Here is a 21,184-nt window from a genome sequence, read left to right as displayed (position 1 = left end):
TCGGCTCAGGCGTGGACCCGTTCGGCGGCCGCGAGGATGGTGGAACGGGCCTGATGGCGACGCTCGTACTCCAGCACCCGGCGGGTGAGGCCCTCTCCGGCGTCGGCGAGCCGCTTGCGGATGTCACCCGCGTTCATGCCGTCGTAGCCGGGCCAGGGCTCGGGCCCGAGCAGATCCGCGATCCTGGCCAGGACGGCGGGACGGGCGGCGTGGGACCGCTCGTACGCGCCGACCGTGGCGAGTTCCGTCTGCGACAGCTGCGGGAGCCGGTCGAGGATCATCCTGGCGCTGAGCCTGCGGTAGTCAGTGATCGGCAGCGCGTCCTCGGCGATGAGAGCCCCGTCCGGCACGCCCTGAAGCCGGTCCACGCCGGGCATGCGTACGGCGGTCTCCCGCAGCCAGGTGCTCCAGTCCCGGACCGTCTGGGTGGCGCCGCCGACGCCCACGCCCTCGGAGGCCACCGCCGCCTCGGCGGCCATCACCGCTGCCTCGGCCTGCTGCTCCAGGCACCCGGCGAGTTCCTCCAGCGTCTCCTCGCCCTCACGGCGGATGGCGCTCAGCAATTCCTCGGTGGCGGGATCCTCCGCCTCCTGGGCGATGCGCTCGGCGGCCCGGCAGATGGCCACGGCGAAGGCGGTGGCCGCATACTCCTCCTCGACGTTCTTCAGCAGCCGCTGCTCCGTCGCCTTCCCCTGCTGGCTCCGCAACAGGGCGCCCGGCGCGAACATCGCCGCGTCCAGGGGCAGCCGGACCGCCTGCCTGGTGATGTCCCAGGCGTTGCCGAGAACGTTCTGCACCAGCCGGCGCGGCTTCAACGCCGCCAGACGTTCGTCGATCACGTACACGTGCCCCCGGGCGTCGCCGACACGGCGCTCCAGGATCTCCCGGTACTCCCCGGAGGGCGTCACTGCGAGGTCGGCTTTGAATCGGTCGGCCAGCGCGGCTTGGGACTCACGGACCTCGCGCAGCGCAGGAACGAGCATGTCTGTGGCTACGGCCATCACGTTTCCTTCGGCTAGGGCGATGCTCGCACGACATCGGGCCAGAACGGCCCCGCCCCCCTCGTCCCCTACCGTGCCCCGAAACGGCCTCCCCCGCATCTTCCCGGCGGCCGCTCGGGCGGAGAAGGACGGAAAGGGGTTTTCCCCGGTGGGCCGCGGGCAGGCGAGGTGCGGGACCTGGATTCTGGTTGGACACTGGAGTCGCAGTTGTGGTCGGCGGCGTAGGAAGCCAGGGCGCGATGGCCATGAGGGACGGCATGACACATTCCTCCGACGCGAGGGATGTCGTCTTCACCCATTCCGTGTTCGGCGCTCCGTGCTGGGTGAGTCTCACCAGCCGCGACCTCGACGCCACCCAGGACTTCTACGGTGCCGTGCTCGGCTGGCAGTGCCGCAAGGCCAGACTGGGCGAGCATTTCCGGACCGCGCTGGCGGACGGGGTGCCCGTCGCGGGGATCGCGGCGGTGGCCACCATGTGGCAGATGGCCGTGGCCTGGACGCCGTACTTCGCCGTGACGAACGCGGACGAGACCGTGGCCCGCACCCAGGAGCGATGCGGCACCCTGGCGGTCGGGCCCATCTCGTTCCCTCCCGGAAGAGCGGCCCTGCTCGCCGACCGCGACGGCGCCACCTTCGGCATCTGGCAGGGGAAGCTCGTCACCGAGTGGGAGGCGTGGCGGCAGGTCGCCCCGACCTTCATCACCCTGCACACCCGCGACGCCTTCGACGCCGCCATCTTCTACGGCCAGATCCTCGACTGGGCCTCGGACCTCCCCGGCTGCTGCGAGGTCGAGTACGCGGGCGACGAAGTGCTGCTGCGCAGCCAGGGCGACATCGTGGCCCGTATCGAGTCGGGCTCGGTCGAGGCGCCACCGGACCCCTCGGTCCGACCGCACTGGCAGGTGCACTTCGCCGTGGCCGACGTGGGGCCGTGCGCCCGGGCCGCGGAGAAGCACGGCGGCAGCGTCCTGCGGGAGAGCGAGCACGAGGCCGTGCTGCGGGACCCCGACGGCGCGAAGTTCACGGTGACCGCGCGTCGTCAGCGCTGACGTCCCCGAACCCTCGGCAGTGCACCGATCCGGTCGCCACGGTCGCTGCCACACACCGCCGCTCCCGCCTGTACACCGCCTGCCGGGGGAATGGCCGACCGCCGCACGGCGCTGCTTCGCAGGCGTGTCCTACTGCGCCGGTGGGCGGCGCGTTCGCCGACCCGACGCGACGACGCGGGACTGAGAGCGCTGCGACGGCGCCCGCTGGTCCGACTTCGAGTACCGGGTCACCCCTGGCGACCTCGAACCGTGCACCGGCTGGGCGGTGGGCAACGTGGGCATCGTCCGCGAACTGCTGCGCTTCGTACGGCTGAGCCGCGGTGGCGATCCCCGGTACGCGTTCGCCTGGCCGGACCAGCCCGCGGTCCCCGCTCGGGCCACGATCCGCCCCTGCGTCACCGGCGCCGTGCCGTGATGGCCGGGGCCGCGGCGGGGCCCCGTACACCGTCAGTGGCGATGGCGTCACTTCGGCACCGGCCCATGGCCCAAGGTGGTGTCACTGCTTGGCGCCGAAGTCCTGCGTCCACCACGGGCCGCCCGCACCGTTGTGCACACCCACGCCGATGTCCTTGAACGAGCAGTTGAGGATGTTCGCCCGGTGACCGGGGCTGTGCATCCAGGAGTCCATGACGGCTGCGGCGGTCTGCTGGCCCTGGGCGATGTTCTCGCCGTAGGTGGACCAGAGATAGCCGGCGGCCGTGATGCGCTGTCCGGGGTCGGCGCCGTCCGGGTTGGTGTGGTCGAAGAAGTGGCGAGCGGCCATGTCGTCGGAGTGCCCCTGGGCCGCCTTCTGCAGCCGCGCGTCCTCGGTGAGGGGACCGCAACCGGCGCTCGCCCGCTCCTTGTTCACCAGCGCGACAACCTGGCCGACGACGTCGGTCGGTGCCGGCCCGGACGGCGCCGTGCTCGCCGGGGTCGCGGCCGGTCGGGCGGGCGGCCGGCTGCTGGGTGCGCTCTGCCTGCCGCGGGTCACCGTCTTCGTCGGTCGTGGCTTCTTCGGTTTCGACGGTGCCGGGGAGGGCGATGCCGACGGCGACACACCACCGGCACTGGGCGTGGCGAGGTCCGGGACGGGGGCGGCCGCTCTTCGCTCCGCGCTCGCGGTGTCGCGGCCGGTTCCGGAATCCGTACGGATGTACCACAGACCGCCACCGACGACGCAGGCCGCGACGACGGCCCCGCCGACGGCCCGGCGCCGCATGCGCCGACGCCGACGGGACTGGCGGCGCGAGCCGGTCCCGCCGCGTGTGCCGCCTCGTGCGGTGCCCGGGGCCGGCCCGGTGCCGCCCCCGATGACGCCGAGCGGTGTGGCAGCACCTGCCGGTACGGCGCTCCCGGCGAAGGCGGACATCCTGTCCAGCAGCGCGGGCGACGCTGCCACCAGCGCCAGACCGGCCAGCAGTCCCTCCGCGGGCATCAGGCCGCTCCACAGTCCGCTGCAGCGGGGGCAGCCGCGCGCGTGCCGGGCTATTCGCTTGCGCCACAGGGCCGAGGGCCTGCCGTCCCAGGAAGCCAGCACGATGCGGAGTTCCTCGCACCGCGGCCGTGCGTCGAGCGCCCGTACGACCACCCGGGCCGCCTCCAGCTGCGCCTTCATCCGCTGCACCCGGACCGCTGTGTGCTGGGGCGACAGATCCAGGGCCGCAGCCACCTCCGCCCGGTTCAGCTCACCGGCGCACTCGAGCCACCACAGCGACAGCAGTCCCCGGTCATCGGGCTCCAGCCAGCGCGTCGCCCGCGCGGTCTCCTGGCGCTGGCCGGCGAGCTGGAGCTGGACCACCGTCAGGTCGACGAAGTCCGCGCCCGGATCGGCCAGGTCCTCGGCTTCCTCCATCGTGCCCAGGGCGGAGCGCCGGTTCTGCCAGTGGGCCCGGACCTGGTTCATCGCGATCGCCACGAGCCAGGAGCGAAAGCGCTCGGGAGTTCGCAGTTCGCCCAGCCCGTCCAGGGCGCGCAGCATCGTCTCCTGTACGACGTCGTCGACGTCGACCGAGCCGTTCAGCGCCCGGCCCACAATGTTGTAGACCAGCGGAAGGTAGGCGTTGACCAGCGCGTCCTGAGCCTGCGTGTCGCCCTCCCGGGCGGCCGTGACCAGTATCGCCGTCTCCGCCGCGTCCTGCGTACTCATATGAATGCTTCCTGTCATCGAGGCCGAACGATTGTGTCCGATACCTGGGAGATCGCTCGACGCGCCCCCGATAACAGTTCTTGGGCAGTGAGTTTCAGGTCTCTCCCGCGGCTACGCCACGCTCCGCCAGAAGTCCCGCATCAGCGGGGTCGGTGTCGGGTTGGTCATCGCCACTTGTGTCAGGAGGATCGCCACCGTGCCCAGGGACGGGACGACGTGGGCCGTCGTACCGGTGCCGCCCACCCAGCCGTAGCGGCCGGGGACGTTCCAGGGGTCGGCCGGGGTGACGTCGACCTGGCCGCCGTAGCCCCAGCCCTGGCCCTCCAGGAACAACGGGACGCGGGCGCGCTGTTCGGCCGTGAGGTGGTTGGTGGTCATGCGGCTGACCGAGGTGGGGGTGAGCAGGCGGTGGCCGTTGCCCTCGCCGCCGTTCAGCAGCATGCGGGCGAAGGCCAGCCAGTCGTCGGCCGTGGAGACGAGGCCCCCGCCGCCAGAGTGGAAGCGCGGAACGCGGCTCCACTGGCCGTCAGGGGTGTCCGTCAGTTCCAGCGAGCCGTCCGGGGCCGGGGTGTAGGAGGAGGTGAAGCGGTGCCGCTTCGCCGCCGGGACCTCGAAGCCCGTGTCCGTCATGCCCAGCGGCTCGAAGATCCGTTCCGCGAGGAAGTCGGGGAAGGTGCGGCCCGACGCGCGGGCGACCAGGATTCCCTGGAGGTCGGAGGAGGTGCCGTACAGCCAGGCGTCTCCGGGCTGGTGCAGCATCGGCACCTGCGCGAGCAGGCCCAGCCAGGTGCCCGGATCCGGCCAGTCCCGCAGGGCCCGGCCGTCCTTCTGCACGGTGAACAGGGCCTGCACCGCCGGGAGCGAGAAGTCGGCGGGGAAGCCCCACCCGGTGCGGGAGCTCAGCAGGTCCTCGACCGTGATCGGGCGGGCCGCCGGGACGACGTCCGCGACCGGGGCGTCGGGGGCGCGCACCACGTTCGGCTTCGCCAGCTCCGGCAGCCACTCCTCGACCGGGGCGTTAAGGCCCAGTCGTCCCTCTTCCACCAGCATCAGGACCGCCGCCGCCGTGATGGGCTTGGTGATCGACGCGATGCGGAAGATCGTGTCCCGTGCCATCGGGGCGGTGCCGTTGGTGTCCACCGAGCCGGTGGTCACCACCTCGACGGCGTCGCCGCGGGCGACGAGGCCGACGGCGCCCGGGACGGTCCCGTCGTCGACGTACCGGTGCAGGGTGTCGTGCAGAGCGTTCATCGGTGGCCTTCCGGTCGGCGGTTTTCTCCGGCGAGTACGACTCCCGGGGCGGCGCGAAGTCATCGGCCGGCGCGGTTCGGTGGAAGGCCGGGAATGCGGTGCCTGCCGCGTGGGACGCTCTACCGGTCGTGTCGGGCACCGTCAGGTGCCGCCGGCCCGCGCCGCAGCGGACTCGTGGCCGGGTGCTGATGCGAGGCCGACGAACAACGGCATCCGGTGCAGCGGCGGGGGTTCTCCCGGCAGGCCGAGCCGCTGCCAGGCCAAGCGGGCCGACACCTTCAGCACCCGCCGGGCCCGCACTATGAGCAGGACGGCGAGGGGCAGCTCCACCAGTACGGCCGAGGCGGCACTCACCCACACATCCGCTCGCCCCCAGCTCAGGGAGACGTCGAACCAGGCATCGCAGATCAGGAGGGTGGCCGCCACGTACGACAGCGGGACCATGGCCTGCCGTCTCAGCCACACCGCCACTCCCGCACCGGCCAATGACACCAGCAACATCACATCGAAGCCCACCCACACCATGGGCCAGTACCGGGCCTCGAATCGATCCGGCAACGACACCGCCAGGTAGACGGTCCAGGGCACGAGCAGGAGCACGCACGCGCCGAGCTGCCGTAGAACCCGTCGGTAGCGGCGGCGCAGCGCGGCACCGTCCGGCGGGAAGGCGTCGGCCGCGATACCGGTGGGGGCAGTGGTGTCCCTCTGCTCGCTCATGCGCCTGTTCCTTCCGGCAGCTGATGGCCCGGCGAACCGGCGTTGCCGGTGCACTGCTCCCATGGTCGCATCCACGCGGAGATGCATGTACACGCCAGGAACATCCTGACGAACGTCAGCCGGAGCGCCGGTTCACCAGGGCCAGGCTCGCGGCGCGGGTGGAGGCGTGGTCTCCTGGCGATGTCCGCGGGAGGACAGACCGATGCGCCTCACCTTGGCCTCCGTCTTCGCGCCCGCCCGGTCGACCGCGCCGGCCGGAGCAGCCGGTGGCCTGCTGCCGAAACGGGATCTCGCATTCGCCTGGCTCCTCGTCTCACTGATTCGCGGTGCGCGCGTGGGCGCTGACCGTCGACCGGGCCCGGGCCATGGGGGCGGGGCCCGGCACCATGGGGATGGCGCTGCCGCTGTTCCTCCTGCTGTGGGTGACGATGCTGATCCCCCTCGCCGGGCTGTATCAGCTGGGCCCGCTCACGTAGGTGTGTCTGCGCCACTACCGCGCGTGGGCGTCGCCTTCCTGGTCCTGGCGGTGCTCGCACCGTTCCAGGACTGGCTGCTGCCGGGACTGCGGGGCTCGGGCCGACCTCCGATGAATTCGACGGCTGGGCGGGGTCTACACCTGAACACCGCAAGCCACGCCTACGACAGTGAGGAACCATGACCGCCCACGCACTACCGCCCGTCGTCGACGCCGGAACCTGGCAACGAGAGCTCGAAGCCCTGCGTGTCCGGGAGAAGGCCGCGACCCGGGAACTGGACGCGATCGCCGCCCAGCGGCGCCGGCTTCCCATGGTCCGGATGCCCGAGTACACCCTTGAGGGGGAGAAGGGACCGGTCCGGCTGGCGGACGTCTTCGAGGGCAGGAGGCAGCTGATCGTCTACAACCACATGTGGTTCCCCGGCAAGCAGTGGCAGTGCCCGGGCTGCACCGGCTTCACGTCGCAGTTCACCCGACTGGAGTTCCTGGACGCGTATGACGCCCGGTTCGTCATCGTCACCCAGGGGCCGATCGACGAAGCACTCGCCTACAAGCGGCGCGTCGGGAACCGAATGACCTGGTACTCCACGGCGAACAGCCCGTTCGGCAGCGACGTCGGCGCACCGCCCGGCGGGGGATTCGCCGTCAACGTCTTCCTGCGTGACGGCGACACCGTCTACCGGACCTGGCACACCGACGGTCGTGGCACCGAGCAGCTCAGCCACACCTTCGCGCTGATCGACCTGTTGCCGTACGGGCGCCAGGAGGAATGGCAGGACTCGCCCGAAGGCTGGCCCCAGGATCCGACCTACAGCCGGTGGAGCTCCTCCGAAGCCATCGCGGCACTCTACGGACCGGGACAGCGGGCTTAGGGCTACCGCCGGGTTCGGTGCCGGCGCCGAGTCGATGAGTTCGGCGGCGGAGCGCGGCCGGCGGAGTCAGCTGGGAGGCGCGGCGGTTGGGGCCTCCGCGTGACCCGGAGCCGCGCGGGGTGCGAAGGGGGGCGCGTTGTCGGACCGGGCTCAATACAGGGGCCCCGGCCCGATTCCGGCGGGCCGGGGCTCCAGATCATGTGACCGGCGCCGGACTAGTCCCAGTCCCCGCCCCCGTGGTGCCGGACCACGCGGAAGCTGGCCACCACCCCGTGCCTGACGTGGATGTCATCGGTGGGGCACGGGCGCACGCCCTCCGAGGAGCTGTGGGGCCCGACGGTGGCGATGGGGGCGCCGTTGTCGCAGACCGCCCCGCGGAACACCTCGACGGTCTTGCGCGTCTCGTTGCGAATGTTGAAGCTCCTGGCGCCCAGGCCGCTGACCACGGTGATGCAGTCGCCCGGGTGGGCGGAGTAGGACCGCTCGTTGATCAGGATCCGGCCCCAGTCGCCCTCACGGCCCTCACGGCCCTCGTTGCCCTTGCCCTGCCCGCCTTCGCCGCCGAGGGGCGCGGCGGCCACGGTGGCCGGGGCCGACTGGAGCGTCGGGGCCGGGGCCGCCGACGCATAGGTGATGCCGGTCGCGGCCAGGGCTGCGGCGGCCGCGAGACCAGCGGTGACCACGGTGGAACGGGGGACCTTCATGTCGTTTCTCCTGTCTGCTGTCTCAGAGATACCGGCCCGTCAGCCGGTCGTGATCAAAAGTACCGACAGCAGACATACCGGTCATATTGAATGACTATTGGAAGGCGCCGATCGGGGTATTTCCGGCGTGTCGCGCCGCTTCCCCGGAGGTGCCCACGGATGTCAAATGCCGCAGAATCAAGGCGGATTGATGCGACATTAGCCCTTTTGAATGATCTTCTGATGCCCGCTCACCTCACGCACTACGGCGTGTCGCCGCACCGGGAGAGGTCGAGGCGTGCTATGGGGCGCCGACCTGGGCACGCCAGACCACGCGTCGATCCCATTAACGCAACCATTCGGTTGCTATAGTGTCGCAAACAGATGGTTGCTATAGCCCTGGAGGCAGTGATGGCGGGCGGCTCGGCCTGGAGGAAATGGAAGGGCGGCCACTTTGCCGACATGCGGGTGGAGCGGGTGGAGGAACCGACGGTGTTCGGCTTCACCTGGCGCATGGCCGAACTGCCCGAGGGCTGGACGCGCGAACTGGGCGAACTGGTCGACCACCTCGATGCCGCAGCCTGACATGGAGGCGATCGCCGAGCAGGTCTTCGCCGCTCTGGCCGACCCGAGCCGGCGCGCCATCCTCGCCGCGCTGGCTTCCGGGGGGCCGGCCACCGCCACGGACCTGGCCGGCCGGCTGCCGATCACCCGGCAGGCGATCGCCAAACACCTGGCCCTGCTGGCCGACGCCGGCCTGGTGACGGCCGAACCGGGTGAGCGACGCCGGGTGCGCTACCGGCTGCGATCGGCGCCGATGCGGGTGGCGCAGCAGTTCCTGGCCGCGCTGGCACGCGACTGGGACAGCCCGCTCGGCGCGCTGAAGGATCACCCCGACGAGCAGGCGCGCGGATCCTCGTGACGAGATCGCCGCCCGACTCGCTCCGGGAGGAGAACCGCCGGTGAACGCGGCATTCCGGCGCCCGACCGCGCCGCCGACCGTGCTGGGAGTGACCCTCGGGCTCGCCGTGGCGTGCTCTCGTGATCGTCGTCGCGCCCTCACTGGTTCCGTGGCTCGCGCCGCACACGACCGTCAGTGCGCGCCCAGGCCACCCAGCAGACCGGCGACCTGAGCGCGTACGACGTCCCAGGCCGCGGTCGGCAGATCGCCGAAGGCCGTCGCGCGCAGTGCGTACAGGGCCTCCTCGGTGCCGGTGGCGCACGAGGTGCTGCCGCTGAGCACGTCGTAGCCGTCGCGTACGGCGACCCGCAGCCGCTCGCCACCGTCGTCGACGTGCACGGCCGAGGCGACGACGAGGGGTGGCGGGCCACCTGCCTCGCCGGCCAGTTTCCGGTACGCGCAGGCGATCGGCGCACGCCAGCGGAGGCTGAGCAGCACGGGGCGCTTGGAAACCAGCTCGGCCAGGTCCGTCTCCTGGACGCCATCGGATTCCAGCACCGTCGCCCGTGCGTTCAGGACGATCGCCGCGGGCAGCAGACAGCGCAGCGTGCTGCCGACGAGGTTGCCGCCGACCGTCGCCGTCCGCCGCACGGCCCCGGTGCCCACTGCCGCGGCCGCCAGGCGCAGCACGTCCGGCACCCGGTCGTCGATCCGGTGCAGGACCACAGCGCCTCCCGCGGTGTCCCGCCCCAGCACGTTGGCCTCGGGCAACTCCCGCAGTGACATGGCGACTTCGGGGAAGCCGTCCCGCTGCCATGTGGCCCACAGGAGCGTGGCTCCGCCGATCGGCACGGCGCCCTCGGCCAGATACTCCTGCGCTTCGGACACCGACGTGGGGAGACGCAACAACACGGCGACCGGCCTGCCTTCCTCGTGAGTCGACCGACGGCGGTGAGTCATGCTGTGGCCAACCGCCCTCGCCGAGGCAGTCTTCTCGCCGGGGCGGGGGCGCGTACAGGGCTCACACGAGCACGCCGTGCGGTCTCCCGCCGGGCAGCGCCCGGGCCCCGCCGGCCCGGCGGCCGGCACGGCCTTTTGGTCCACCGCACCGGTGGCGTTGTGGACCTGTCCATGACGTCCGGGGTGACGGCAGCGTGGGCGGTATGGACATACCTTCCGCTTCCCTCGCCCGGCTCGTCCCCGGCATGGTCGGGATGGCGCTGGTCGGCGGCAGCGTCAGCGTCTCGCGCACGCTCGTCGACGCGCCGCTGTTCGGCACCCAGGCGGTCCGGTACGCGGCCGCGACCGTGATCCTCCTGGTCCTGGCGCGGCTCGCCGGTGCTCGCCTGGTGTGGCCGAGGGGCCGGGAGTGGCTGTGGCTGGCCGGGATCGCGGTCACCGGTCTGGTGCTGTTCAACGTGGCCGTGGTCCGGGGCGTCGGGCACGCGGAGCCCGCGGTGATCGCTGTGGCGGTCGCGTGCGTACCGGTGGTGCTGGCTGTGATCGGTCCGGTGCTGGAGCGGCGCAGGCCGAGCCGGCGGGTGCTGTGGGCGGCGCCCGTCGTCATGGCGGGCGCGGTGCTGGTGGAGGGTACGGGCCGCACCGACGCCGTGGGAGTGGCCTGGGCGGCGCTGGCCCTGGGCTGCGAGGCCGCGTTCACGCTGCTCGCGGTGCCGGTGCTGCAGCGGCACTCGCCGTGGGGGGTGTCCGTGCACGCGATGTGGCAGGCCGCCGTGCTGCTGGCTCTCCTCGGCACGGTGACCGAAGGGCCGTCGGCCGTACGGGAGTTGTCCGCGTCCCAGTGGGCGGCCGTCGGTTATCTGGCGCTGATGGTGACGGCGGTCGCCTTCGTGCTGTGGTATTCGACGGTCCGCGCCGTGGGAGCGGGGCGCGCGGGCCTGCTGACCGGCATCGCGCCGCTCGCCGCGGCGGTCGTCGGCGCGGTCTCCGGCAGCGGCGCCCCGGGGCCGTCGGTGTGGCTGGGCATCACCGTGCTGATCCTCGGCCTGGTCGCCGGCCTGCGTCCACGCGGCGTTCCCGGCGCGGACGCCGCGACCCCCACCCGTGCGGAATGCCCCCGTCAGCAAGTCCGGCATAAGTAGGGTGATATGCATGAAGGCACTTTTGTTGTCTGGTGGCTCAGGTACCCGTTTGCGTCCCATCACCCATACATCGGCGAAGCAACTCGTACCGGTCGCGAACAAACCGGTGCTGTTCTATGGTCTGGAGGCGATCGCCGAGGCGGGCATCACCCAGGTGGGGATCATCGTCGGGGACACGGCCGAGGAGATCCGGGAGGCGGTCGGCGACGGTTCCGCGTGGGGACTGGACGTCACCTACATCCCGCAGGCGGCGCCGCTGGGACTGGCCCACGCGGTGCTGATCGCCCGTGAGTTCCTGGGCGACGAGGACTTCGTGATGTACCTCGGTGACAACTTCGTCGTCGGAGGCATCACGGATCTGGTGGCCGCCTTCCGCAGCGAGCGGCCGGAGGCGCAGATCCTGTTGACGAAGGTGCCGGACCCGACCGCGTTCGGCGTCGCCGAGCTGGACACGGCGGGCCAGGTGATCGGCCTGGAGGAGAAGCCCCGGCATCCCAAGAGCGAGCTCGCGCTGGTGGGCGTCTATCTGTTCTCCCCGGCGATCCACGAGGCCGTGCGCTCCATCCAGCCGTCCTGGCGCGGCGAGCTGGAGATCACGCATGCCCTCCAGTGGCTGATCGACGGCGGCCGTGACGTGCGCTCCACGATCATCTCCGGGTACTGGAAGGACACCGGGAACGTCACCGACATGCTCGAGGTCAACCGCTCGGTCCTGGAGACCCTGGAGCGCCGGATCGACGGCACGGTCGACGACGACAGCGAGATCATCGGCCGGGTGCGGATCGATCCCGGGGCGAAGGTCACCGGCAGCCGGATCGTGGGACCGGTGATCGTCGGCGCGAACACCGTGATCACCGACTCGTACGTCGGCCCCTTCACCTCGATAGCCGGGGACTGCCGGATCGACGACAGCGAGATCGAGTACTCGATCGTGCTGCGCGACTCCTCGGTGAGCGGGGTCCGCCGGGTGGAGGCCTCCCTCATCGGACGCAACGTCGAGGTGACGCCCGCGCCCCGCAAGCCCGCCGCCCACCGTTTCGTCCTCGGCGACCACAGCAAGGTGCAGATCTCGTCATGACGGCCCCTTCGTCCTCGCCCGCCCGGCCGGCCCGGATCCTGGTGACCGGCGGTGCCGGTTTCATCGGCTCGCACTACGTCCGTACGCTGCTCGGCCCGGCCGGCCCGGGTGAGGTGGCGGTCACGGTGCTGGACAAGCTGACCTACGCGGGTGATCCGGCCAATCTCGACGAGGTGCGCGATCACCCGGGGTTCGCCTTCGTCCAGGGTGACATCTGTGACGCCGCGCTGGTCGGCGAGCTGCTCGCCGACCATGACCAGGTGGTCCACTTCGCCGCCGGGTCACATGTGGACCGCTCGATTCTGGGCGCCGCCGAGTTCGTCCGGACCAACGTCCTGGGCACCCAGACCCTGCTGGACGCCGCGCTGCGCCACCCAGGTGCGAAGACCTTCGTGCACATCTCCACCGACGAGGTGTACGGCTCGACCGACTTCGGCTCCTGGCCGGAGACGGATCCGCTGCGCCCCAACTCCCCGTACGCCGCCTCCAAGGCGTCGAGCGACCTGATCGCCCTCGCGTACCACCGTACCCATGGCCTCGACGTGCGGGTGACCCGCTGCTCCAACAACTACGGGCACCATCAGTTCCCCGAGAAGGTCGTCCCGCTGTTCATCACGAACCTGCTGGACGGCAAGAGGGTTCCGCTGTACGGCGACGGCGGCAACGTCCGGGACTGGCTGCACATCGACGACCACGTCCAGGGCATCGAGCTGGTGCGCGCCAAGGGGCGAGCCGGTGAGGTCTACAACATCGGCGGCGGCACCGAGTTGACCAACAAGGAGCTGACCGCTCTGCTGCTGGAGGCCTGCGGCGCGGACTGGGACAGCAGCGTCGAGTACGTCGCCGACCGCAAGGGCCACGACCGCCGTTACTCCGTGGACTGCGCGAAGATCCGCGACGAGCTCGGCTACGAGCCCCGCAAGGACTTCGCCACCGGCCTTGCGGAGACGGTCACTTGGTACCGGGAGAACCGCGCCTGGTGGGAGCCGCTGAAGGAGCGAGCGGCGCTCTAGTGCCGTACCGATCCACTTTTTGACGACGAGCGCGGGGAACGTCGTACGCACGGCGTCTCTGGCTCTCCTCAACGAGAAGAAAGGTTCCGCCTGGTGAACTTCAGGATCCAGCCGACCGCCCAGGTCGACGAGACGGCCACGATAGGTGACGGGACGACCGTATGGGACCTGGCCCAGATACGGGAGGACGCCCGGCTGGGCAGCGGGTGCATCGTGGGCCGGGGCGCGTATGTCGGCCCGGGGGTGCGGATCGGCGACCACGTGAAGCTCCAGAACCACGCGCTGGTCTACGAACCCGCCCAGCTCGGTGACGGGGTGTTCGTCGGCCCGGCGGCGGTGCTCACCAACGACCACTTCCCCCGTTCGGTGGACCCGCAGGGCCGCCTGAAGCGCGGCGGCGACTGGGAGGCCGTGGCGGTCGTGGTGGGCGAGGGCGCGTCCCTGGGAGCCCGCTCGGTGTGCGTGGCGCCGGTGCGCGTCGGCCGTTGGGCGCTGGTCGCGGCCGGCGCCGTGGTGACCCGCGACGTGCCGGACTTCGCGCTCGTGGCGGGAGTTCCGGCGCGCCGGATCGGCTGGGTCGGCCGGGCCGGCGTGCGGCTCGTCGAGCGGGACGGCGAGCCGGGCGTCTGGGAGTGCCCGGAGACGGGGGCGCTGTACGACGAGAAGGACGGCGAACTCGCCGAGCGCGCATGACCGTTCATCGCGCACTTACGACTGCCGATTCTCCCGAAACGCCAATCCTCGAACACGTGCAGGCATAACATGTGTGCGAACTGTGCAGAGTCGGCACAGTGAGCGCACAAACCAGTGCCCAGGGGGGGTTACCGGGTGAGCACAGCTGTGTCCAAAACGGGTGTGACGCCGGCTTCGACGCCTGACGTCTGACGTTCTGACATCCGCCTGCCGCCGCGTGGCCATCCGCGACGCGGCGATCACGAGCCTGCGCGAAAAAGGACCCACAGGGGGGTTGGTGTGCCCAGAAGATGACGACCACACGTCTGGCGGCGCTCGGTCGTGAGGAGCCGCCGCTGCTCGCACTCGCCCGGCGACTGCTCGCGGTCGCCGAGTCGGGGCTTCCGTCGATGCTGCTCCCCGGAGGTGAGGCCTTCGCCTTCACCATGGCCGGGCGGCGGGCCCCCGATGGTTCCTGGACCCTGGAGCGGCGCGGGACCAGCACCCGCTACGCGGCCATCACGGCACTGGGGGCCCGGTTCCTGCCCGAGGACCGCCAGCGCGCGGTGCTGGGGGGGCGTACCGCCGAGGAGTTCACGGGTCTGCTGGTCGAGTCACTGCCCGGGGTGGCCAACCTCGGTGACGCGGCGCTCATCGCCTGGGCCGCCGCCGAGACCGGGCATCCCAAGCTGTCCGACGCTCTCGCGCGGGTCGATTCCCTGGACGAGGAGGGCCGGCCGCAGTACACCGTGGAGGCCGCCTGGGTGCTGTCCGCCCTCGCCGCGGCCCGCGACACGGTCGACGTGGAGATACGTTTCACCGCAGCCCGTGACCGTCTGTTGCGGGCTCGGATCGGCGACAGCCCGCTGTTCCCGCACGCCACGGGGCCCGGCCTGGTGCCCTGGTACCGGGCGCACGTGAGCTGCTTCGCCGACCAGACGTATCCGCTGCAGGCGCTGGCCCGCGCCCACGCGAGCAGCGACGGGGGCGGCGATCCCGAGGCGCTGGCCGCGGCCGAGGCGTGCGCGGCGCGCATCTGCCGACTGCAGGGCGATGGCGGGCAGTGGTGGTGGCACTACGACGCGCGCACCGGCGGTGTCGTGGAGGGCTACCCCGTCTACAGCGTCCACCAGCACGCGATGGCGCCGACCGCGCTGTTCGATCTCGCGGACGCCGGCGGCACCGACTTCGGCGCGTCGGTCCGCAAGGGCCTGCGCTGGATGACGGACGTACCCGAACTGGCCGAACGCCCGGAAAACCGCGAGCCGTTGATCCTGGACGAGCTCGGCGCCACCTGGCGCAAGGTCTACCGGGGCGACCCGAAGAAGGCCGTACGCGCCGCCCGGGGACTCGGCAGCCGAGTCGCGCCGAACCTGCGCCTGAAGTCCCTGGACCGGATGTACCGGCCCCTCTCCGTGGACCGCGAATGCCGGCCGTACGAGTTCGGCTGGATGCTCCACGCCTGGCAGGGGGGCCGCGTATGAGCGGGCGGCGGTCCCTCTTCGGCGTCGAGCTGGACCCGCTGACCATGGACGAGACCGTGCAGCGCTGCCTCGCGGCGGTCCGGGACGGCAGGCAGCTCGAGATCGGGGTGGTCAACGCCGCGAAGCTGGTGAACATGCGGCGGGACCCCCGGCTCGCCCGGGCCGTGGCCGGCTGCGATCTCGTCCTCGCCGACGGTCAGGCCGTGGTCTGGGCCGGCCGGATGCTGCGCGCCCCGCTGCCCGAACGGGTGGCCGGTATCGACCTGTTCCTGCGACTGCTGGCCGAGGCGGAATCGGCGGGCATGTCGGTGTACTTCCTCGGCGCCAGACAGGAGGTCCTGGAGGAGATGCTGCGCCGGGTGGCCGGCCGCTTCCCCCGCCTGAAGGTGGCCGGCAGCCGGAACGGCTATTTCGACGACGCGCAGCAGGAGGCGATAGCGGACGGGATCGCCCGGAGCGGCGCCCAGATGCTGTTCCTCGGCATGACCTCGCCCAAGAAGGAGATCTTCACCGCCGCCTACGGCGCGCGCACCGGCGCCCGCGTCGTGCACGGGGTCGGCGGCTCCTTCGACATCCTGGCCGGGGTCACGAGACGCGCCCCCGGTTCCTGGCAGCGGTGGGGGTTCGAGTGGCTCTACCGCGCACTGCAGGAACCGCGCCGTCTGGGCCGGCGCTATCTCACCACCAATGCTGCCTTCGTCCTCATGACGGCGCGAGAGTTCATCCGGCTCAACCCGTCGACCGCTCCCGCGAACAGGAGTCACTGATGCGCGTCGTCGTGGTTGGACAGGGATACGTCGGCCTGCCCCTGGCCATCCGTGCCGCCGAGGTCGGCCACGAGGTGATCGGATACGACGTCGACTCCCGCCGGGTGAAGAGCCTTTCCGCCGGTGAGTCCTTCGTCGAGGACGTCTCCTCCGAGCGGATCCGCACGGCACTGGACAGCGGCGCCTACCGGGCGAGCGAATCGGCGCGCGACTGCGGCGGTTTCGACGTCGCCGTCGTGACCGTACCGACCCCGCTGCACGAGGGCACCCCCGACCTCCGCTACATCAAGGAGTCGGCGGTGACCCTCGCCCGCTACCTGCGTCCCGGAGCCACCGTCGTCCTGGAGTCGACCACGTATCCCGGCACCACCCAGGAGCTGTTCGCCCCGATCCTGGAGGACGGCTCGGGCCTCACCGCGGGCCGCGACTTCCACCTCGGCTACAGCCCCGAGCGGATCGACCCCGGCAACGCCGTCTGGGGCTTCAAGGAGACCCCGAAAGTCGTGTCCGGCGTCGACGCGGCGTCGCTGGAGGCCGTTCAGGACTTCTACGCCGGGCTCGTCGACACCACCGTGCCGGTGAGCTCGCCGAAGGAGGCCGAACTCGCCAAACTGCTGGAGAACACCTTCCGCCATGTGAACATCGCGCTGGTCAACGAGATCGCGATGTTCGCCCACCACCTGGACATCGACGTCTGGCAGGCCATCGACGCGGCCTCCACCAAGCCCTTCGGCTTCATGAGGTTCACCCCGGGACCGGGCGTCGGCGGCCACTGCCTGCCGATCGACCCCTCGTACCTGTCCTGGCGGGTGCAGCGCGAACTCGGCCAGAGCTTCCGCTTCGTGGAACTGGCCAACGACATCAACAGCCACATGCCCGAGTACGTGGCACGCCGTATCGGCGACCTGTTCAACGAGAGACGTCGCTCCGTGAACGGCTCGCGCATCCTGCTGCTCGGTCTGGCGTACAAGAAGAACACCGGCGACGCCCGCGAGTCGCCCGCCCTGCGCATCTCCCAACTGCTGCTGGACATGGGGGCCCAGGTCAAGGCGGCGGACCCGCACGTCGTCGAGGGCCTGCCGGTGGACACCCGCCTGGTGCGGGTCGAACCGACGGCACAGGAGCTGGCGGCCGCCGACGTGGTGGTGCTGCTCGCCGACCACGACAGTTTCGACTACGAACTCGTCGCCGAGCACGCCCGTTTCGTCCTCGACTGCCGTCGGCGGCTGCCTTCCGGACCCACGATCGAGGTGCTCTGAGCCATGCCGCGAGTCGTCTGCGTCGCCGGGGCACGCCCCAACTACATGAAGATCAAACCGGTGATGGACGCCCTGGAACGCCGGGGCGCGGACGTGGTCCTCGTCCACACCGGGCAGCACTACGACCCGGCCATGAACGACGTGTTCTTCGCCGACCTCGGCATCCGGCCGCCCGACCGCTTCCTCGGGGTCGGGTCCGGCACCCACGCCGAGCAGACCGGACGCGTGATGACCGCGTTCGAGCCCCTGCTCGGCGAGGTCCGCCCGGACATCGTCGTCGTGGTCGGCGACATCAACTCCACCCTGGCCTGCGCCCTGGTCACCGCCAAGGCCGGACCGCTGCTGGCCCATGTCGAGGCGGGCCTGCGCAGCCGCGACTGGGGCATGCCGGAGGAGGTCAACCGGGTCGTCACCGACCGCGTCAGCGACCACCTGCTGGCCCCTTCGCCCGACGCCGCCGAGAACCTGCGCGCGGAAGGGTACCGGGAGGACCAGATCCACCTCGTCGGCAACGTCATGATCGATACGCTGCTGGCCAACCTGGAGCGGGCCAGGGCCTCGGACGTCGTGAGCCGGTACGGCCTGACCGCGGGCGGGTACGGCCTGGTCACCCTGCACCGCCCCGCCAACGTGGACGACCCCGAGGTCCTCGGCGGGCTCCTGAAGGCCCTGGGCGAGATCGCCGGCCGCTGCCCGCTGCTGCTGCCCGTGCACCCGCGCGCGGCGCAGCGGCTGGCCGACGTCGGCGTCCCCGGCGGGATCCAGCTCGTGCCGCCGGCGGGATACCTGGACTTCATCGCCCTGCAGGACTCGGCCCGGCTCGTGCTGACCGACTCGGGCGGCGTACAGGAGGAGACCACCGCGCTGGGCGTGCCGTGCGTGACCCTGCGGGACAACACCGAGCGGCCGATCACCGTCGAGCAGGGCACCAATGTGCTGGCCGGCCGGGATCCGGCCCGCATCGTGTCCACCGTGCACCGGGTGCTGGACGATCCGCCCGGGCCGCGTCGGCCCGAGCTGTGGGACGGCCGCGCGAGCGACCGCATCGCCGACGTGCTGCTGGCAGGAGGCACCGCGAGCACGCGGCCGAGACCCACCGACCGAACGCTCCCCATATGAACCGCTTGAAACATATGCTCGTCGAACGTCGGTTCGCGAGGGGGGACCATGGACCTGGCTGAGATCGTCCGCGTCATGCGCAGGCGCTGGTACGTCCTGCTGCCCGGACTGCTGCTGACCGCCGGCCTGATCCTCGGTGTGGCCCTGATGGTTCCGGTCACCTACCAGTCGCAGAGCACGGTGGTGCTGCTGAACTCCCAGAAGGCCACCGTCGCCTACGACGGCAACCCCTTCCTAAGCAGCCAGACCTCGCTCACCGGGATGGCCGACAGCCTGGCCCGCAACCTCAACTCCGACGGCTCTGTCCAGGACCTCAAGTCCCGTGGCGCCTCGGGCACGTTCGCGGCCAAGCTCGCCGACAACGCGCAGGGGCCGCTGCTCTGGCTCACCGTCACCGGCACCGACAAGGCCGCCGTCCTCGCCTCGGACAAGATCCTGACCGCCTACGCCAGGGAACGGCTGGATCTGTTCCAGAAGCAGCAGTCGGTCGCACCGAAGGCCATGATCCGCATGACGACCATCGTGCCGCCGCAGAACCCGGTGGCGCAGACGAAGACCCGGATCGAGTACCTGGTCATGGCCGGGTGCCTGGGCCTGGTGCTGAGCCTGGCCGCCGCCTTCTACGCGGAGGCGCGCAAGAGGCCGCACAAGCCCGGGCCGGAGCAGGAGAAGACGACCTCCCCCGCCCCCTCGGCCGGGGAACCGGTGGTGGACGAGACGCTCGCCATCCGGCGGCCGCCGAGCTGGTCACGGCCCGCCGGGGACCGGGCGGCCGCCGCAGAGCCCACAGCGCCACGGCCCGTCATGGCCGGGGCGTCCGCCGCAGAGCCGCTCGACGAGGAGCCGACTCATGGACACCGCCCGCGCTCCGCAGAGCGAGACCGGTGAGACGAGCGACACCCCCGCTCCTCCCCCTCCCTCATCCCCTGCCGCCAACTCACTTGAGCGAAAGGTCCGTTCGGCGGCCCGGTGGAGCCTGATCAACACCCTCGTGCTGCGCCTGGGCACCTTCGCGACCGGCATCGTGCTGGCCCGCTTCGCCCTGGGCCCGGCTCAGTGGGGCGTGTACGGCATCGCCCAGACCGTGCTGCTGGTGCTGCTGTCCGCGAACGAGTTGGGTGTGGGCCTGGCCATCGTGCGCTGGGAGGGGGACGCACGGCGGTTCGCGCCGACCGTGCTCACCCTCAGCACCCTCTCCAGCGGCCTGCTGTACGTGGCGCTGTTCGCGGCGGCACCGGCGGTGGCCGACCTGCTCGGCTCCCCGGACGCCACCGGCGTACTGCGGGTGATGTGCCTGTGCGTGGTGATCGACGGGGTGGCCCAGGTACCCGGCGGCTTCCTCACCCGGGAGTTCGCCCAGGGCAGGCGGATGGTCATCGACGGGCTCAACTTCGTGCTCGGCACCGCGGTGACGCTGCTGCTGGCCTTCGCGGGCCAGGGCGCGATGAGCTTCGCCTGGGGAGCCGTGGCGGGCAACGTCGTGACGCTGATCGGCTGCCGGCTGGCCGCACCGGGCACCCTGAGATACGGCTGGGACCCCGGGCAGGCCAGGGCGCTGCTGCGGTTCGGGCTTCCGCTGGCGGGGGCGAGCCTGCTGGCCCTGGCGGTGGTCAACGTCGACACCATGGTGGTGGGCGCGACGCTGGGCAATGTGTCCCTGGGCTTCTACGTCCTCGCCTTCAACATCTCCGGCTGGCCGGTGCGGATCATCTCCGAGGCCGCCCGCCGGGTCTCCTTCGCCGGGTTCTCCCGGCTGGCCGGGTCGCCGCAGGCGCTCGCCCAGGGCTTCAGCCGTGCCCTGGGCGTGGTGATCACCGGCACGGTGCCGCTGTGTGTCCTGCTGGCCGGCCTCGCGGAGCCGGTCATCCAGCTGATCTACGGCACTCGCTGGACCCCGGCCGCCGCGGCGCTGCCCTGGCTGATGGCCCTCGGGCTGATCCGCATCGGCAGTGAACTCGCCTATGACTGTCTGGTCGCGACCGGACAGCGCCGTTCGCTCTTCCTGGTGCAGGGACTGTGGCTGGTGGCCCTGGTCCCGGTGCTTCTGGTCGCCGCCCGTCTGAACGGGATCGTCGGAGTCTCCCAGGGCCATGTCCTGGTCGCCGGCGGCCTGGTGGTGCCCGTGTTCCTGGTCGCCCTCGGCCGTGGCGGCATCGGCGTCGGCCGGATCGCCAGGGCCTGCGCCTGGCCCTTCCTCGGCGGGGCCGTGATGGGCGCGATCGTCCTCGGCCTGGAGCGCCCGTTCGGCGACGGACGGCTCGCACTCCTCGCCATCGGCGCGGCGGCGCTGGCCGGCTACACGGTGTGCGTCCTGCCCAGCCGCGACTTCCTGCGCGGCGCCGACCGCGGCGCCAGGTCCCCCCGTGGCCGCCACCGGGCGTCCGTACCGGTTCCGTCTTCCCAACAGGACATGAGGTGAGCCGGATGTCACGGCGTATCAGCCGGAGCTCGCTCGCGGGGCCGCTGCTCGCGGCCTTACTCGCGGTCGGGGGCGCGGCCTGCTCGGGATCGGTCCGGTCCGCGCCGCCGGCCTGCGCGGACGACGCGCCGACCTGCCCGGCGAGGGGGTCGTCGGCGTCGCCGAGCGCCGGTCGGTCGTCCGCGGCCGGCGGG

The 21,184-nt window shown here is 71.5% G+C and carries 22 protein-coding genes; 16 read left to right on the top strand and 6 right to left on the bottom strand.

Annotated features, from left to right (window positions below):
- Positions 1-5: 5 nt before the first annotated feature.
- The gene (locus ABB07_RS37425; protein WP_208902879.1) at positions 6-1,001 is read right to left on the bottom strand and encodes a hypothetical protein; all 996 of its coding nucleotides are present in this window, start codon (positions 999-1,001) and stop codon (positions 6-8) included.
- Between the two features lie 257 nt (positions 1,002-1,258).
- Here ABB07_RS37425 and ABB07_RS37420 point away from each other — a divergent pair, with 257 nt between their 5' ends.
- Both ABB07_RS37420 and ABB07_RS41225 read left to right on the top strand, forming a co-directional pair.
- Positions 1,259-2,050 (top strand): VOC family protein, encoded by a 792-nt coding sequence (locus tag ABB07_RS37420; protein WP_244189657.1) that lies wholly within the window; start codon positions 1,259-1,261, stop codon positions 2,048-2,050.
- Positions 2,051-2,324: 274 nt separating this feature from the next.
- Positions 2,325-2,465 carry a hypothetical protein gene (locus tag ABB07_RS41225; protein WP_244189656.1) on the top strand — a complete coding sequence of 47 codons (141 nt, stop codon included), beginning with the start codon at positions 2,325-2,327 and terminating at the stop codon, positions 2,463-2,465.
- 81 nt (positions 2,466-2,546) lie between these two features.
- On the opposite strand, the gene ABB07_RS37410 is transcribed toward ABB07_RS41225, so the two are convergent.
- From ABB07_RS37410 to ABB07_RS37400, 3 genes are all read right to left on the bottom strand, one after another.
- Positions 2,547-4,178, bottom strand: a complete 1,632-nt coding sequence (locus ABB07_RS37410; RefSeq protein WP_208902878.1) for a sigma-70 family RNA polymerase sigma factor — start codon at positions 4,176-4,178, stop codon at positions 2,547-2,549.
- Positions 4,179-4,289: 111 nt separating this feature from the next.
- Positions 4,290-5,429 (bottom strand): serine hydrolase domain-containing protein, encoded by a 1,140-nt coding sequence (locus ABB07_RS37405; RefSeq protein ID WP_208902877.1) that lies wholly within the window; start codon positions 5,427-5,429, stop codon positions 4,290-4,292.
- Between the two features lie 141 nt (positions 5,430-5,570).
- Positions 5,571-6,146 (bottom strand): hypothetical protein, encoded by a 576-nt coding sequence (locus ABB07_RS37400; RefSeq protein ID WP_208902876.1) that lies wholly within the window; start codon positions 6,144-6,146, stop codon positions 5,571-5,573.
- Positions 6,147-6,472: 326 nt separating this feature from the next.
- On the opposite strand from ABB07_RS37400, the gene ABB07_RS41220 reads away from it, so the two are divergent.
- Both ABB07_RS41220 and ABB07_RS37390 read left to right on the top strand, forming a co-directional pair.
- Positions 6,473-6,622, top strand: a complete 150-nt coding sequence (locus ABB07_RS41220; protein WP_244189655.1) for a hypothetical protein — start codon at positions 6,473-6,475, stop codon at positions 6,620-6,622.
- Positions 6,623-6,800: 178 nt separating this feature from the next.
- Positions 6,801-7,493, top strand: coding sequence for a DUF899 domain-containing protein (locus ABB07_RS37390; protein WP_208902875.1), 693 nt, complete (start codon positions 6,801-6,803; stop codon positions 7,491-7,493).
- Between the two features lie 215 nt (positions 7,494-7,708).
- Here the strand turns inward: ABB07_RS37390 and ABB07_RS37385 are convergent, their stop codons facing one another.
- Entirely contained in the window at positions 7,709-8,197 is a 489-nt protein-coding gene (locus ABB07_RS37385; protein WP_208902874.1) for a hypothetical protein, read from the bottom strand.
- A 363-nt stretch (positions 8,198-8,560) separates the two neighbouring features.
- Between ABB07_RS37385 and ABB07_RS37380 the strand changes: the two genes are divergently transcribed.
- Both ABB07_RS37380 and ABB07_RS37375 read left to right on the top strand, forming a co-directional pair.
- On the top strand, positions 8,561-8,761 hold the full coding sequence (locus tag ABB07_RS37380) for a hypothetical protein (protein ID WP_208902873.1): 201 nt from the start codon (positions 8,561-8,563) through the stop codon (positions 8,759-8,761).
- Positions 8,748-9,098, top strand: a complete 351-nt coding sequence (locus ABB07_RS37375) for an ArsR/SmtB family transcription factor (protein ID WP_208902872.1) — start codon at positions 8,748-8,750, stop codon at positions 9,096-9,098. The genes ABB07_RS37380 and ABB07_RS37375 overlap by 14 nt, the downstream gene beginning before the upstream one ends.
- Positions 9,099-9,269: 171 nt before the next feature.
- Here ABB07_RS37375 and ABB07_RS37370 read toward each other — a convergent pair whose 3' ends face one another.
- A complete protein-coding gene (locus ABB07_RS37370) occupies positions 9,270-9,989 on the bottom strand; it encodes an FAD binding domain-containing protein (protein WP_208902871.1) in 720 nt (239 codons plus the stop codon).
- A 251-nt stretch (positions 9,990-10,240) separates the two neighbouring features.
- Between ABB07_RS37370 and ABB07_RS37365 the strand changes: the two genes are divergently transcribed.
- From ABB07_RS37365 to ABB07_RS37320, 10 genes are all read left to right on the top strand, one after another.
- Positions 10,241-11,179 carry a DMT family transporter gene (locus tag ABB07_RS37365; RefSeq protein ID WP_208902870.1) on the top strand — a complete coding sequence of 313 codons (939 nt, stop codon included), beginning with the start codon at positions 10,241-10,243 and terminating at the stop codon, positions 11,177-11,179.
- A 10-nt stretch (positions 11,180-11,189) separates the two neighbouring features.
- Positions 11,190-12,257, top strand: coding sequence for a glucose-1-phosphate thymidylyltransferase (locus tag ABB07_RS37360; protein ID WP_208902869.1), 1,068 nt, complete (start codon positions 11,190-11,192; stop codon positions 12,255-12,257).
- Positions 12,254-13,270 carry a dTDP-glucose 4,6-dehydratase gene (gene rfbB / locus ABB07_RS37355; RefSeq protein WP_208902868.1) on the top strand — a complete coding sequence of 339 codons (1,017 nt, stop codon included), beginning with the start codon at positions 12,254-12,256 and terminating at the stop codon, positions 13,268-13,270. Before ABB07_RS37360 ends, rfbB begins: the two co-directional genes overlap by 4 nt.
- 93 nt (positions 13,271-13,363) lie before the next feature.
- Complete coding sequence (locus tag ABB07_RS37350) at positions 13,364-13,963, top strand: acyltransferase (RefSeq protein ID WP_208902867.1); 600 nt, start codon at positions 13,364-13,366, stop codon at positions 13,961-13,963.
- 290 nt (positions 13,964-14,253) lie between these two features.
- On the top strand, positions 14,254-15,426 hold the full coding sequence (locus tag ABB07_RS37345; protein ID WP_208902866.1) for a hypothetical protein: 1,173 nt from the start codon (positions 14,254-14,256) through the stop codon (positions 15,424-15,426).
- Complete coding sequence (locus tag ABB07_RS37340) at positions 15,423-16,193, top strand: WecB/TagA/CpsF family glycosyltransferase (protein WP_208902865.1); 771 nt, start codon at positions 15,423-15,425, stop codon at positions 16,191-16,193. The genes ABB07_RS37345 and ABB07_RS37340 overlap by 4 nt, the downstream gene beginning before the upstream one ends.
- Complete coding sequence (locus ABB07_RS37335; RefSeq protein WP_208902864.1) at positions 16,193-17,452, top strand: nucleotide sugar dehydrogenase; 1,260 nt, start codon at positions 16,193-16,195, stop codon at positions 17,450-17,452. The genes ABB07_RS37340 and ABB07_RS37335 overlap by 1 nt, the downstream gene beginning before the upstream one ends.
- Before the next feature lie 3 nt (positions 17,453-17,455).
- Positions 17,456-18,571, top strand: coding sequence for a non-hydrolyzing UDP-N-acetylglucosamine 2-epimerase (wecB, locus tag ABB07_RS37330; RefSeq protein ID WP_208902863.1), 1,116 nt, complete (start codon positions 17,456-17,458; stop codon positions 18,569-18,571).
- A gap of 48 nt (positions 18,572-18,619) precedes the next feature.
- Complete coding sequence (locus ABB07_RS37325; RefSeq protein WP_208902862.1) at positions 18,620-19,459, top strand: YveK family protein; 840 nt, start codon at positions 18,620-18,622, stop codon at positions 19,457-19,459.
- Positions 19,422-20,990: an oligosaccharide flippase family protein gene (locus ABB07_RS37320; protein ID WP_208902861.1), complete on the top strand. Its 1,569-nt coding sequence runs from the start codon at positions 19,422-19,424 to the stop codon at positions 20,988-20,990. Before ABB07_RS37325 ends, ABB07_RS37320 begins: the two co-directional genes overlap by 38 nt.
- The last annotated feature ends 194 nt before the right edge of the window (positions 20,991-21,184 follow it).

This window comes from Streptomyces incarnatus, assembly GCF_001027185.1.
Lineage (GTDB): Bacteria > Actinomycetota > Actinomycetes > Streptomycetales > Streptomycetaceae > Streptomyces > Streptomyces puniciscabiei.
This window is presented reverse-complemented; position numbering and strand designations above follow the sequence as displayed.

Coding starts and splice junctions, on each gene's coding strand:
- ABB07_RS37425 (WP_208902879.1), bottom strand. CDS start 1,001: ATGGCCGTAGCCACAGACATGCTCGTTCCTGCGCTGCGCGAGGTCCGT.
- ABB07_RS37400 (WP_208902876.1), bottom strand. CDS start 6,146: ATGAGCGAGCAGAGGGACACCACTGCCCCCACCGGTATCGCGGCCGAC.
- ABB07_RS37390 (WP_208902875.1), top strand. CDS start 6,801: ATGACCGCCCACGCACTACCGCCCGTCGTCGACGCCGGAACCTGGCAA.
- ABB07_RS37335 (WP_208902864.1), top strand. CDS start 16,193: ATGCGCGTCGTCGTGGTTGGACAGGGATACGTCGGCCTGCCCCTGGCC.
- wecB (WP_208902863.1), top strand. CDS start 17,456: ATGCCGCGAGTCGTCTGCGTCGCCGGGGCACGCCCCAACTACATGAAG.
- ABB07_RS37410 (WP_208902878.1), bottom strand. CDS start 4,178: ATGAGTACGCAGGACGCGGCGGAGACGGCGATACTGGTCACGGCCGCC.
- ABB07_RS37385 (WP_208902874.1), bottom strand. CDS start 8,197: ATGAAGGTCCCCCGTTCCACCGTGGTCACCGCTGGTCTCGCGGCCGCC.
- ABB07_RS37420 (WP_244189657.1), top strand. CDS start 1,259: ATGACACATTCCTCCGACGCGAGGGATGTCGTCTTCACCCATTCCGTG.
- ABB07_RS37345 (WP_208902866.1), top strand. CDS start 14,254: ATGACGACCACACGTCTGGCGGCGCTCGGTCGTGAGGAGCCGCCGCTG.
- ABB07_RS37360 (WP_208902869.1), top strand. CDS start 11,190: ATGAAGGCACTTTTGTTGTCTGGTGGCTCAGGTACCCGTTTGCGTCCC.
- ABB07_RS37320 (WP_208902861.1), top strand. CDS start 19,422: ATGGACACCGCCCGCGCTCCGCAGAGCGAGACCGGTGAGACGAGCGAC.
- ABB07_RS37340 (WP_208902865.1), top strand. CDS start 15,423: ATGAGCGGGCGGCGGTCCCTCTTCGGCGTCGAGCTGGACCCGCTGACC.
- ABB07_RS37405 (WP_208902877.1), bottom strand. CDS start 5,429: ATGAACGCTCTGCACGACACCCTGCACCGGTACGTCGACGACGGGACC.
- ABB07_RS37325 (WP_208902862.1), top strand. CDS start 18,620: ATGGACCTGGCTGAGATCGTCCGCGTCATGCGCAGGCGCTGGTACGTC.
- ABB07_RS37365 (WP_208902870.1), top strand. CDS start 10,241: ATGGACATACCTTCCGCTTCCCTCGCCCGGCTCGTCCCCGGCATGGTC.
- ABB07_RS37380 (WP_208902873.1), top strand. CDS start 8,561: ATGGTTGCTATAGCCCTGGAGGCAGTGATGGCGGGCGGCTCGGCCTGG.
- ABB07_RS37375 (WP_208902872.1), top strand. CDS start 8,748: ATGCCGCAGCCTGACATGGAGGCGATCGCCGAGCAGGTCTTCGCCGCT.
- rfbB (WP_208902868.1), top strand. CDS start 12,254: ATGACGGCCCCTTCGTCCTCGCCCGCCCGGCCGGCCCGGATCCTGGTG.